General features: G+C 56.9%; 11 protein-coding genes. 2 read left to right on the top strand and 9 right to left on the bottom strand.

The genetic code is table 11. The features are described 5' to 3' along the window. Window positions 1-2: 2 nt before the first annotated feature. The 5 genes from ilvD to ilvL form a co-directional block, all read right to left on the bottom strand. Window positions 3-1,853: a dihydroxy-acid dehydratase gene (ilvD, locus tag GTU79_RS01365; protein ID WP_203524396.1), complete on the bottom strand. Its 1,851-nt coding sequence runs from the start codon at window positions 1,851-1,853 to the stop codon at window positions 3-5. Window positions 1,854-2,115: 262 nt separating this feature from the next. Further along, window positions 2,116-3,045, bottom strand: coding sequence for a branched-chain amino acid transaminase (locus GTU79_RS01360; protein ID WP_132923842.1), 930 nt, complete (start codon window positions 3,043-3,045; stop codon window positions 2,116-2,118). A gap of 21 nt (window positions 3,046-3,066) precedes the next feature. Beyond that, entirely contained in the window at window positions 3,067-3,324 is a 258-nt protein-coding gene (ilvM, locus tag GTU79_RS01355) for an acetolactate synthase 2 small subunit (protein ID WP_132923843.1), read from the bottom strand. After that, a complete protein-coding gene (gene ilvG, locus GTU79_RS01350) occupies window positions 3,321-4,967 on the bottom strand; it encodes an acetolactate synthase 2 catalytic subunit (RefSeq protein WP_203524397.1) in 1,647 nt (548 codons plus the stop codon). Before ilvG ends, ilvM begins: the two co-directional genes overlap by 4 nt. Before the next feature lie 159 nt (window positions 4,968-5,126). Further along, entirely contained in the window at window positions 5,127-5,225 is a 99-nt protein-coding gene (gene ilvL, locus GTU79_RS01345) for an ilv operon leader peptide (protein ID WP_132923845.1), read from the bottom strand. 359 nt (window positions 5,226-5,584) lie between these two features. On the opposite strand from ilvL, the gene GTU79_RS01340 reads away from it, so the two are divergent. Further along, a complete protein-coding gene (locus tag GTU79_RS01340) occupies window positions 5,585-7,108 on the top strand; it encodes a YifB family Mg chelatase-like AAA ATPase (protein WP_203524398.1) in 1,524 nt (507 codons plus the stop codon). A 26-nt stretch (window positions 7,109-7,134) separates the two neighbouring features. Here GTU79_RS01340 and GTU79_RS01335 read toward each other — a convergent pair whose 3' ends face one another. Then, a complete protein-coding gene (locus GTU79_RS01335; protein WP_132923847.1) occupies window positions 7,135-7,473 on the bottom strand; it encodes a MaoP family protein in 339 nt (112 codons plus the stop codon). A gap of 121 nt (window positions 7,474-7,594) precedes the next feature. Between GTU79_RS01335 and hdfR the strand changes: the two genes are divergently transcribed. After that, window positions 7,595-8,413: an HTH-type transcriptional regulator HdfR gene (gene hdfR, locus GTU79_RS01330; protein WP_203524399.1), complete on the top strand. Its 819-nt coding sequence runs from the start codon at window positions 7,595-7,597 to the stop codon at window positions 8,411-8,413. A gap of 106 nt (window positions 8,414-8,519) precedes the next feature. Here the strand turns inward: hdfR and yjfF are convergent, their stop codons facing one another. From yjfF to ytfR, 3 genes are read right to left on the bottom strand one after another with little or no spacing between them, the layout of a single operon-like run. Next, entirely contained in the window at window positions 8,520-9,548 is a 1,029-nt protein-coding gene (gene yjfF / locus GTU79_RS01325; RefSeq protein WP_132923849.1) for a galactofuranose ABC transporter, permease protein YjfF, read from the bottom strand. Beyond that, a complete protein-coding gene (ytfT, locus tag GTU79_RS01320) occupies window positions 9,541-10,557 on the bottom strand; it encodes a galactofuranose ABC transporter, ATP-binding protein YtfT (RefSeq protein ID WP_203524400.1) in 1,017 nt (338 codons plus the stop codon). The genes yjfF and ytfT overlap by 8 nt, the downstream gene beginning before the upstream one ends. Before the next feature lie 13 nt (window positions 10,558-10,570). Continuing rightward, complete coding sequence (ytfR, locus tag GTU79_RS01315) at window positions 10,571-12,073, bottom strand: galactofuranose ABC transporter, ATP-binding protein YtfR (protein WP_203524539.1); 1,503 nt, start codon at window positions 12,071-12,073, stop codon at window positions 10,571-10,573. Window positions 12,074-12,221: the final 148 nt, after the last annotated feature.

Genomic DNA, 12,221 nt, shown 5'->3' with positions numbered 1-12,221 from the left:
GCTTAGCCTCCCAGCTTGCTTTTATCGCGCACCGCGCCTTTATCGGCGCTTGTGGCGAGCAGGGCATAGGCTCGCAGGGCAAACGACACCTGACGCTCGCGGCCATGGGGGTGCCAGGCGGCATCGCCGCGCGCCAGCTCGGATTCGCGCCGGGCAGCCAGCTCGCTGTCCGCCACGTCCAGGGCGATACTGCGCTCATGGATATTGATGGCGATGATATCGCCGTCATTGGCCAGGCCAATCAACCCGCCGCTGGCGGCTTCGGGGGAAACATGGCCAATGGACAGGCCGGAGGTGCCGCCGGAAAAACGGCCGTCGGTAATCAGCGCGCACTGCTTGCCCAGGCCCATGGACTTCAGGAAGGTGGTGGGATAGAGCATTTCCTGCATGCCCGGTCCGCCCTTGGGACCTTCATAGCGAATAACCACCACATCCCCCGCCACCACTTTACCGCCGAGTATGGCTTCCGACGCCTCTTCCTGGCTTTCATAGACCTTTGCCGGACCGCGGAATACCAAGCTGTTCTTATCCACCCCGGCGGTTTTCACGATACAGCCGTCTTCGGCAATATTGCCGTAAAGCACCGCCAGCCCGCCGTCCTGGCTGTAGGCGGATTCACGGGAACGGATACAGCCGTCTTTGCGATCAGTATCCAGGGACGGCCAGCGGCAGTCCTGCGAGAACGCCTGGGTGGTGCGAATTCCGGCCGGACCGGCGGAATACATACTTTTCACCGCCGGGTCGTCGGTGACCATCACATCATATTGCCGCAGGGTTTCCGGTAATGTCAGGCCCAGCACGTTGCCCACCCCGCGGTTAAGCAGCCCGGCTCGGTCCAGTTCTCCCAGAATACCCAGCACGCCGCCTGCGCGGTGAACATCTTCCATATGGTATTTCTGGGTGCTCGGCGCCACTTTGCACAGATGCGGCACTTTGCGGGACAGGCGATCAATATCCGCCATGGTGAAGTCCACTTCCCCTTCCTGCGCCGCCGCCAGCAGATGCAATACGGTATTGGTTGAGCCGCCCATGGCGATATCCAGCGTCATGGCGTTCTCAAATGCGGCCTTATTGGCGATGCTGCGCGGCAATACGCTTTCATCATCCTGGTCATAATAACGTTTGGCCAAACCGACGATGCGGGTACCGGCATTGAGGAACAACTGCTTGCGATCGGCATGGGTGGCCAGCAGCGAACCGTTGCCCGGCTGGGAGAGGCCGAGGGCTTCCGTCAGGCAGTTCATGGAGTTGGCGGTGAACATACCGGAACAGGAACCGCAGGTGGGACAGGCGGAACGCTCAATCTGGTTGCTGTCTTCGTCGGACACGTTGGGATTGGCCCCCTGCATCATGGCGTCAATCAGATCCAGCTTGATGATTTTGTCGGATAACTTCGTTTTACCGGCTTCCATCGGTCCGCCGGACACGAAAATCGCCGGGATATTGAGCCGCAGCGCCGCCATCAGCATCCCCGGGGTGATTTTATCGCAGTTGGAAATACAGACCATGGCATCTGCGCAGTGAGCGTTGACCATGTATTCCACCGAATCGGCGATAAGCTCGCGGGAAGGCAGTGAGTACAGCATGCCGCCGTGGCCCATGGCGATGCCGTCATCCACGGCAATGGTATTGAATTCTTTCGCTACGCCGCCGGACGCTTCGATTTGCTCGGCCACCAATTTACCCAAATCGCGCAGGTGTACGTGACCCGGCACAAATTGGGTAAAGGAGTTCACCACCGCGATAATCGGCTTGCCGAAATCATCATCGGTCATTCCGGTGGCGCGCCATAAGGCACGGGCGCCGGCCATATTGCGGCCGTGGGTTGTGGTCGCGGAACGGTACTTAGGCATGCTCAATACTCCAGTTAAACTTTTTTGTCAGGCGGCCGATACCCTTCATCTTCCACGTTGCAGCTGTGTTGGCTGCGCCCGCTCACCCCAGTCACTTAGTTATCTAAGCTCCTGGGGATGATGAACCTCATCCCTGAGGTTCACCCTTCGGGCCAGCGCAAGCGCTGTTCAAATCTGTTCCAGACAGATTTGTCACAAGCTTGCCGCCTTGCTGCAACGTGAAAGCTATTGGGTATACGCCGCCCACACTCATCATCTGTTTTTAGCTATTGACCGGATCCAGCCAGCCCCATCTGTCTTCGGTTTTGCCGGTAAACAAACCGAAAAACGCCTGTTGCAATTGCTTGGTCACCGGACCGCAGCGGCCGATGCCCACCTGGATACCGTCGACGCTGCGCACCGGGGTGATTTCAGCGGCGGTGCCGGACATGAACACTTCGTCCGCCAGGTAGAGGGATTCACGGGACAGCACCTGTTCGCGAACCTCGATGCCGAGCTGCTTGGCCAGTTTGATAATGGCGTCGCGGGTAATACCGGGCAAGGCGGACGAGGTAAAGGGCGGCGTAAACAGGATGCCCTCTTTCACTTCGAACAGGTTTTCGCCGGCACCTTCGGAAACATAGCCGTGCACGTCCAGCGCTATTCCTTCCTGATAGCCATGGCGACGGGCTTCGCTGCCCACCAGCATGGATGAAAGATAGTTACCGCCGGCTTTGGCCGCCGTGGGTATGGTATTGGCCGCGACGCGATTCCAGGATGAGACCATGGCGTCGATACCCTGATCCAATGCGTCTTCGCCCAGATACGCACCCCAAGGGAAGGCGGCGATGATGACATCGGTGGTATAGTCCGGCGGCGGGTTAACGCCCATGCCCACGTCGCCCACGAATATCAGCGGGCGGATATAGGCGCTCGTCAGTTTGTTTTTGATCAGCACCGCGCGGGTTGCCGCCATGAGTTCATCCACGCTCTGGCTTACCGGCATGCGATAAATCTTGGCGGAGTCGCGCAGGCGCTGCATATGTTCACGATGACGGAAAACCACCGGCCCTTTATGGGAATCATAGCAACGCACACCTTCGAAGACTGATGATCCATAATGCAGCGCATGGGACATCACATGGACCTTGGCATCCGCCCACGGAACCATTTCGCCATTGAACCAGATAAAATCAGCTTTCTTCGTCGTCATTTTCTTTTCCTTACTCGTGCCTTAGGCGCGTATTTGTTGTGATGCCAATTGCAGGATCTCGACACAGGCGACATCCATAAGTTTACTTAATTGTGAAGACAGTAAATCGACCGGGCGTTGGCTTGCAACGGTCAACTGAATATTTATATTTTCGGGATTGGTTTGCGGCGCCATATTCAACGCGCAGACGCGGAATCCGCGATGACGAACCACCCGCAGAACACGCTCCAATACTTCGGGACGGGAACGGGCGTCGATGGAAAGCTGATGCTGCATCATGATAATTTCTCCAACATGGTTTCATTGCCGGCGCCGGGGGGCACCAGGGGCCAGACGTTGTCGTTTTCGTCGATGGAGACATGCAGCAGGTACGGACCCTGGTGGGCGAACATGGTCTCAAGGGCGGCATCAATCTGGTCTTTGCGGGTGATTCGTTGGCCGGGGATGTCAAAAGCGCTGGCCAGTACAAGGAAGTCGGGATTATCTGAGAGGATGGTTTCGCTGTAACGTGCATCGAAAAACAATTGTTGCCACTGTCGAACCATGCCTAATCGCTGGTTATCCATCAAAACGATTTTCAACGGCAACCGTTTTCGCTTGATGGTGGTTAACTCTTGGACGTTCATCATAAACGAGCCGTCGCCGGAAACACAGACCACGGTATCCTGCGGACGGGCCACCTGCGCGCCTACCGCCGCCGGGATGCCGAATCCCATGCTGCCCAACCCGCTGGAAGTAATGAAGTTTTCCGGCCGGCTGAAACGCATATGCTGCGCCGCCCACATTTGATGCTGGCCGACATCGGTGGTGACGACGGTATTTTCCGGCGCCCGCCGGGACAGCTTGTCAAGCAAGGCCGGCGCGTATATCGCCGGGCCGGGATGATCGTAGCGCCAGCGGTATTCCGCTTTCAGCGCCCGGGTCTCGGAACGCCAGCCGTTTATCGACAGCGGCTGCGCAAGGGCCGGCAGCATCCGGTTCAAATCGCCCTGCAATGCCACATGGGGCTGCCGGAGTTTACCCAATTCCGCCGGATCGATATCCAGATGAATCACTTTGGCATGAGGGGCAAAGGCGTTGAGCTTACCGGTAACCCGATCGTCAAAACGCGCCCCCACCGCCATCAGCAGATCGCAAGACTGCACCGCCAGATTGGCCGCCTGATTACCGTGCATACCCAGCATGCCCAGATAACAGTCATCGTCAGGGTTCGGCGCGCCGAGACCTTTCAGCGTCGCCACGCTCGGTATGCCGGTTTGGGCGATAAAGTCACGCAGCGCAGGTACCGCGCGCGCCATACCCACCCCACCGCCGATATACAGCATCGGTTTTTTGGCCTGGCTCAATAATTCCCGCGCCGCCGCCACATCGCCCTGGACCACGCCGCTCTGGTCGTCGACGCTGATTAAATGCGGGTTAAGATCCCCTACTGCCAACTGGATATCTTTAGGGATATCGATAAGTACCGGTCCGGGCCGTCCGCCGGCGGCAATGGCGAATGCCTCGGTCATAATGGCCGGCAACTCCTCCAGCGACTCCACCAAAAAGCTATGCTTGGTGCAGGCCAACGACAGCCCCAGCACATCGATTTCCTGGAAGGCATCGGTGCCGATCAGCGCCGAGCCCACCTGGCCGGTAATGGCCACCAGCGGAACAGAGTCCAGCAGGGCATCCGCCAGACCGGTGATAAGGTTGGTGGCGCCGGGACCCGAGGTGGCGATGCAAACGCCTACTTTGCCGGTAGCCCGCGCGTAGCCAATCGCCGCCATGGCCGCACCCTGTTCATGCCGGCAAAGCAGATGTTCCACCCCGCCGTCATAGAGCGCATCGTATACCGGCATGATAGCGCCGCCGGGATAACCGAACACCATATCCACGCCTTGCGCGCGCAACGCCTGTACCACCCACTGAGCCCCGTTCATAGTCACATCCCCGCCCGCTGGTGGCAGGAACAGGATTTTATGCCGTTAATCATGGTCTGTTCCTTATACATTTTACGTTTACCCTGCCAAAAAATAAGGTGCAAAAAAAAACCCCCGTCCTTTCGGTGCGGGGGTTTTCTTGAGAGTTAAGCTTGTTTGCTAAGCTATTCGTCGTCCAAGTGCAGCCCCGCACGGTGGGATAATAATCACCACCACGCTAATCACGACTAGGCTAATCACTTGGGCTAGGACTTTCATAAATAGGTTTTCATTTTACTTCGGGTCGAATGAATGCCTACAGAGTTATCACAGTAGTGACGCCGGTGACAACTCTTTTTTATCTCTTCGGCCGCGGAGGGCGGCGCAAAAAACGCATAAACATAAACATATTCAATAATTTGTTTACATATGAATTTTTTTCATTTTGTCCCTGTAGTCAGTCCGAATTACCACAGCGGCATACCGCATAAAAAGCGTGCGAGACCGGACGCATAACCCGTGTCATGGGCATCATGGGGAAAATTAATTTCTCCATGGGCGCCGCAAGATCGCTTATTAAGATCATTCATCACGGCGTCGTCGGGCAGAATGGGTAAAAACACGGCATGGAGGCAGTGATGTCACTCGCATTCGTCTATACCCGGGCTTCAATTGGCGTCCAGGCCCCCTTGATAACAGTGGAGGCCCACATCAGCAAGGGATTGCCCGGATTTACCCTGGTGGGGCTGCCCGACGCCACCGTCAAGGGCGCGCGGGATCGGGTACGCAGCGCGTTATTGAATAATGGCTTCGATTTTCCCGCCCGGCGCATTACCGTCAGTCTGGCGCCGGCGGATCTGCCCAAAGAGGGCGGACGTTATGATTTGCCTATTGCCATGGCCATCCTGGCGGCGTCACAGCAGGTCCCCCATGAGAAGCTGGTCGGGTTTGAATTCCTCGGTGAACTGGCGCTGTCCGGTGAAATCCGGCCGGTACAAGGGGCAATCCCCGCCGCGCTGGAAGCGTCACGGGCAGAGCGGCAGCTTATACTGTCGAACCGCAACGGCGCCGAAGCCGGGCTGGTGCCCCATAGCCGTGTTCGGACAGCCGAACGGCTGCAGGAGGTCTGCCGGTTTATACAGGGGGCGGGAGAACTGGCCGCGGTGGCATACCACGCCGACCCGCCGGACGAGCATGAAGGGACCGATTTGCGGGATATTATCGGCCAGCAGCAGGCCAAGCGAGCGCTGGAAATCGCCGCCGCCGGCGGCCATAACCTGCTGCTGATGGGGCCGCCGGGCACCGGCAAAACCATGCTGGCCAGCAGGCTGCCCGGGTTGTTGCCGGCCCTGGACGATCACGAGGCTATCGAAACCGCCGCCATCGCCAGTCTGATAAGTGTCGATAATGCCCGCCGGCACTGGCGCCGGCGTCCCTTTCGCGCCCCCCATCACAGCGCCACATTGGCGGCGTTGGTGGGGGGCGGCGCCATACCGCGACCCGGGGAAGTTTCCCTGGCCCATAACGGGGTACTGTTCCTTGATGAACTGCCGGAATTCCAGCGGCGGGTGCTGGATGCGTTGCGCGAGCCGCTGGAGGCCGGCGAAATCAACATTTCCCGCGCCCAGGCCAAGGTCCTCTACCCGGCGCGCTTTCAGCTGATCGGAGCGATGAACCCCAGCCCTTCCGGTGATTATCAAGGCGTCCACAGCCGCAGCGGCCCCCAGCAGACCTTGCGCTACCTGAACCGTTTATCCGGTCCGTTCCTCGATCGTTTCGATATGTCCATTGAAGTGCCGCTATTGCCTCCAGGCATGCTGCGTCAGCCGGGTACGGACGGCGAACAGAGCGCGACGGTGCGGGAACGGGTGCGGATAGCCCGGCTGGCGCAGTTGGGCCGTTGTCAGAAAATCAATGCACATATGAATAATCAGGAGGTAAGCGTTTATTGTCGCCTGGACGAAGCTGAAGCGATTTTTTTGGAAAATATCATGGAAAAACTCGGACTTTCCGCGCGGGCCTGGCACCGAACGCTGAAGGTCGCCCGTACGCTGGCTGACTTGGCCGGCGAGCCGGAGATACGGCGTTGCCATTTGGCGGAAGCCGTCAGCTATCGCAGTATCGACCGCTTACTGCAACAACTTTGGCAACAAATGGAATAACATGGGGCGAAAGCCCCATGAAAGGATTAATCTTCGCTATCGGTATAATCTTCCACTACATCCATCTGCGGTTTACCGCCGGACAAGGTATGGAAGCGTTTGGGGCGACGGATATGCTCTATGTACTTGAACCACACTTTTTCATGTTCCGTTGACGGTTCCCGTTCACCGTGACATACAGCAACAAATTGTTTCTCTTCGTCGGTCACAGGCTCGCGTTTACCACTGTCCAGATCGTTGTAGGCATGGCCGCAACGTTCCAGTAATTGGGCTTCCCGAATGGTGAAATGGCCGTGTCGGGAAAACCCGCGAGGGTAGTTTTTGTTATCGAAATACCGGTTGGTAGTAGAAAAGCTGTCCGCCATCTTAAGCGCTCCCCATCCTTTCATAAGCCGTACTGTTTATGGCGCGGAGTATTAGATAGGCTTGACTTTCTGTAAAACAAAACATTTAAATCGTCACGATAAAAATTTTTTGGAGATGGCCGTGGACACGGAATTACTTAAAACCTTTTTAGAAGTTAGCAGGACCAGACACTTTGGTCGCGCGGCCGAAGCGCTGTACCTGACGCAGTCCGCGGTGAGCTTCCGTATACGCCAATTGGAAACACAATTAGGCGTCAGTTTGTTCACCCGGCACCGCAATAATATCCGGTTAACCCCCGCCGGAGAGAGCCTGCTGCCCTACGCGGAGAACCTGATGGCCACCTGGCAGTTGGCCAAGCAGGAGGTCACACGCTCGCTCCAGCATAACCTGTTGTCTATCGGCGCCACGGCGTCGCTTTGGGAGGCTTGGCTGGGACAATGGCTGCAGTTGCTGTACCAGCAACGTCCTACCCTGCAGGTAGAGGCCCGCATCGCCTTGCGCCACGCGCTGATAAATCAATTGCATGAACGGCAGTTGGATCTCCTCATAACCACGGAGGCTCCCAAAATGGAAGAGCTGACCTGCCAGCTGCTGGGGAATTTTTCGTTAACACTTTTTGCCGCCTCCAGCGAGCCGGAGGAAGAGGAGCGGCCTTATATCCGTTTGGAATGGGGCGCGGATTTTCATACTTATGAAAGCCGGTTGCTGGTGCATAATCCGAATCCGATCATGAGCACCACTTCGGCACATTTGGCACGTTATTTATTGCCCACCACCCAGGCATGCGTTTTTTTACCCAGCCACTGGGCGGAAAGTTTCCCCGAGCTCATCGCCATCGCCGAGATGCCGCCGTTGCTCCGTCCTTTGTATGCGGTTTGGTTACAAAATAGCGATCAACGCACGCTCATACGCCAACTGCTGAAAACTCCCGTTATTTAAGCGCCTTAACGCGGCCATATTCTCTTAAAACGTCTGCCTAACCCCACCAGCCTCTACAGGTTAAAATGCGTTAAAAGCCGTTTTAGGCGGATTAAAGAGATACCGATCACAATCCCGCCCCTGATGTTTTGACGCTTTGATTCCCTACGGTGCGGGGAATGTTGGTAACTTTGGCGTTTTGATTGTTTTCCCATAGCGAATTCAGCAAGCGCTGCAAGGCGATAAACGCAAACAGCAAAATCCCGATGACGATTTTGGTCCACCAGGAGCTAAGGGTGCCGTCAAAATTGATATAGGTCTGGATCAGCCCCTGGATCAACACGCCGAACAGGGTGCCGAATACCGTGCCGATACCGCCGCTGAGCAGGGTGCCGCCGATAACCACCGAGGCGATGGCATCCAATTCCACCCCCATTCCCGCCAAGGCATAGCCGGCGGAGGTATAAATCGAAAAGACTATCCCCGCAAGCGTGGCCAGCCCGGTTGACAGCATGTAAATACGAATGGTGGTGCTGCGCGTTGAGACACCCATCAGATTCGCGGCCGTAGCGTTGCCGCCGATGGCGTATACCTGGCTGCCGAACCGGGTATAGCGCGCCAGGATCATGCCGAATACGATGACCAGCAGCATCAGTACCCCCATGGCGCTCAGGCGCCCTCCCCCCGGGATCTGCCAGGCCAGGTTGGAGAGAGTGTCATAGATGGGATGATTGATGGGCAGGGACTCTTCCGACACCAGATAACTGGCGCCGCGCAGAAAAAACATGCCCGCCAGGGTGATGATAAAGGCCGGAATCTTCAGGGTATCCACCAGCCAGCCCATAAAGGCGCCGAACCCGCAGCCCATGACCAGCACCAGCGGAAACGCCAGCAGCGGGGACATATGATAGTCGCCGATAACCCGCGCCAGGAAAACGCCGGTAAACGCGATAACCGATCCCACCGACAGGTCGATGCCGCCGGAAAGAATCACAAACGTCATGCCCACCGCAATGATGCCGAGAAAGGCATTATCCGTCAGGATGTTACAAATGACCCGGGTGGAGGCGAACCCACGGAACTGGGTCAAGCAGAACAGATAACCCAGAATAAAGACCGAGATGGTGATCACCAGGGGAAGGTTGCGTTTAAACATGGCGGCGGCGCCTCCTGAGAAAAACGATAAAACTGGATGACTGCATCACCAGCACGCAGAGCACGACGACGGCTTTCACCACCTGGTTGAGTTCCGGCTGGAAGCCCGAGAGAAGAATGCCGGTATTCATTCCCTGAATGATCAATGCGCCCAACAGCGACAGGAACAGATTGAAACGGCCGCCCATCAGCGAGCCGCCGCCGATAACCACCGACAGGATGGCATCCAGCTCCAGCCACAAACCGGCATTGTTGGCGTCGGCGCCGCGTATATCGGCGGCGACGATAAGCCCGGCGACGGCGGCGCATATTCCGCTCAGTATGTAGGTGGACATCACGATGACGCGCGTTTTTACGCCAGCGTTCTTGGCGGCGCGGATATTGATTCCCACCGCCTCGATAAACAACCCCAGCGCTGTTTTACGCGTCAGCAGCCATGCCAGGACCAGGGTAATAAGGGTAATAAAGACCGGTACGGGGAAATACAGCAGTGAACCGCTGCCAATCCAGGCCAGGGACGGATTGTCGAAGGTAACGATCTGCCCTTCGGTAATCAATTGGGCGATACCCCGTCCGGCCACCATCAGAATCAGGGTTGCGACAAAAGGCTGTATTTTTAACAGTGCCACCAGCGTGCCGTTCCACAAACCGGATAGCACACCGACGCCTATTGTGGACAAAATGACAACGGGCAGGCTGTAGCCATGTACCGTCAGCGTGGCGGCCACCGCACCGGCGATGGCCATTACCGCGCCCACCGATAAATCGATGCCGCCGGTGGCGATGACCAGCGTCATGCCGATGGACAGCAAGGCCACCGGCGCGCAGCGGTTCAAAATATCAATCAGGCTGCCGAACAGCCGGCCGTCCTGCATATGTATCGAGAAAAAATTATTGGCGACAATACCGTCGGCGATCAATACCACGATCAGCGCAGCCAGCTGAGGCATGCCGCTCGGCCACCGCTTGGCGGTAACCGTTTTAGTCAAGGAAGGCGTTGAACCGGACATAACCTCATGCTCCTTAGGCGGCAATGGCATTCATAATGGCGGTAACCGACAATTCTTCCAGGGGAATGGTGGTGATATGTTTGCGGTCACGCAGGATAACCACCCGATCGGCGTATCCCACCAATTCCTCCAGTTCCGAAGAGATAACCAACAGGGCAAGGCCATCGGCGCACAAGGTTTCAATCAGCCGAATGATTTCAGCATGGGCGCCGACATCGATACCCCTGGTGGGTTCATCGAGAATCAGGAACTGCGGTTTGGTCAATAACCAGCGGGACAACAGCACTTTTTGCTGGTTCCCGCCGGAAAGGAAGTCAACGGGCTGTTCGGGACTGGGTGTGCGAATCCCGAGCTGCCTGATAAAGCGCTCGGCAATATTGTTTTGCTCCTTGCGTGAGATGGGGCGCAGCCAGCCGCGCTGAACCTGCAAGGCAAGAATGATATTTTCCCGTACCGACGCCGCGGCGATAATGCCGTCGGTTTTGCGGTCCTCGGGGCAAAAGCCCAGCCCCAGCCGCGAGGCCTGGTTGGGAGAACGTATAACCTTTCTTTTCCCTTTGATGAGGGCGCTGCCCGAATCCGCCGTGCGGATGCCGAAAATGACCTCCGCGGTTTCCGTCCGTCCCGATCCCAGCAAGCCGGCAAGACCGACAATTTCCCCCGGCCGTACCGCCAAATCGAAAGGCATGATGGTATTCTTTTTACCGTAGCCTTCAAACGCCACCACCGGCTTGTCATTGAGCAGCGTGCGCCCGGCCCGCTGCAAGGCATGTTCATCCAGTTCGCGCCCCAGCATCATCTTCACCAGCTCTATATGGGGGAGCTCACGGGTCTCGCGGGTACCAACGAATTCACCGTTGCGCAATACCGTAATCCGGTCGGAAATCTTGTAAACCTGATCGAGAAAATGCGTAACGAAAATGAGGCTGATTCCCCGATCGCGCAACTGCCGCATGATGGTAAACAGCATTTCAACTTCGTTGGCATCCAGGCTGGCGGTGGGTTCATCCAGTATCAGCACCTTGGCGGACAGGTCCACCGCGCGGCAAATCGCCACAATCTGCTGCATGGCGACGGAGAAATGCCCCAGTGGTTCCGTTACATCCAGGGCGAAGCCGTAGCCGGCCAGAATGTCCCGTGCCCTGAGGTTGATTTCCTTGCGATTGATAAAACCAAACCGCCGCGGCTCGCGGCCGATAAAGAGATTATCGGCAACCGACAGATTGGGCAGCAGGTTGATTTCCTGATACACGGTGCCGATACCCAACGACTGTGCATGAGCGGTATTTTTGGGATGAATGTCCTGACCATCCAGATTGACTGAGCCGCTGTCGCGCTGATAGACACCGGTTAACGCTTTGATTAGTGTGGATTTTCCAGCGCCATTTTCCCCGAGCAGCGCCATAATCTCACCCCGTCGCAGGCTTAACGAAACGTCATTAAGCGCCTTGACACCGGGAAAGCTTTTACTCAGACCGGTAATCCTGAGTAATACGTCATCGTGTTTTTCGTTGATGCCCACGGAATATGCTCCTGAAAACGTAGCCGGAAAAACTGCCTTATCAATACACCTAAGGACCCGGATTTTGACAAACCGTGCCACGACCCGCCAGGCAGGATGCAGAAGAATAAACCGTCGCCGCTGGCAACCCACCGGCCAGGAG

This window comes from Sodalis ligni (assembly GCF_016865525.2).
GTDB classification, from domain to species: Bacteria; Pseudomonadota; Gammaproteobacteria; order Enterobacterales; family Enterobacteriaceae; genus Acerihabitans; species Acerihabitans ligni.
The sequence above is the reverse complement of the archived record's forward strand: the minus strand, read 5'-3'. Positions and strand labels throughout refer to the sequence as shown.

What these genes read in the sequence shown, in the direction of transcription:
- ytfT (WP_203524400.1), bottom strand. Translation starts at nt 10,557, where the DNA reads ATGTCCGGTTCAACGCCTTCCTTGACTAAAACGGTTACCGCCAAGCGG.
- GTU79_RS01360 (WP_132923842.1), bottom strand. Translation starts at nt 3,045, where the DNA reads ATGACGACGAAGAAAGCTGATTTTATCTGGTTCAATGGCGAAATGGTT.
- GTU79_RS01335 (WP_132923847.1), bottom strand. Translation starts at nt 7,473, where the DNA reads ATGGCGGACAGCTTTTCTACTACCAACCGGTATTTCGATAACAAAAAC.
- GTU79_RS01340 (WP_203524398.1), top strand. Translation starts at nt 5,585, where the DNA reads ATGTCACTCGCATTCGTCTATACCCGGGCTTCAATTGGCGTCCAGGCC.
- yjfF (WP_132923849.1), bottom strand. Translation starts at nt 9,548, where the DNA reads ATGTTTAAACGCAACCTTCCCCTGGTGATCACCATCTCGGTCTTTATT.
- ilvM (WP_132923843.1), bottom strand. Translation starts at nt 3,324, where the DNA reads ATGATGCAGCATCAGCTTTCCATCGACGCCCGTTCCCGTCCCGAAGTA.
- ilvG (WP_203524397.1), bottom strand. Translation starts at nt 4,967, where the DNA reads ATGAACGGGGCTCAGTGGGTGGTACAGGCGTTGCGCGCGCAAGGCGTG.
- ilvD (WP_203524396.1), bottom strand. Translation starts at nt 1,853, where the DNA reads ATGCCTAAGTACCGTTCCGCGACCACAACCCACGGCCGCAATATGGCC.
- ilvL (WP_132923845.1), bottom strand. Translation starts at nt 5,225, where the DNA reads ATGAAAGTCCTAGCCCAAGTGATTAGCCTAGTCGTGATTAGCGTGGTG.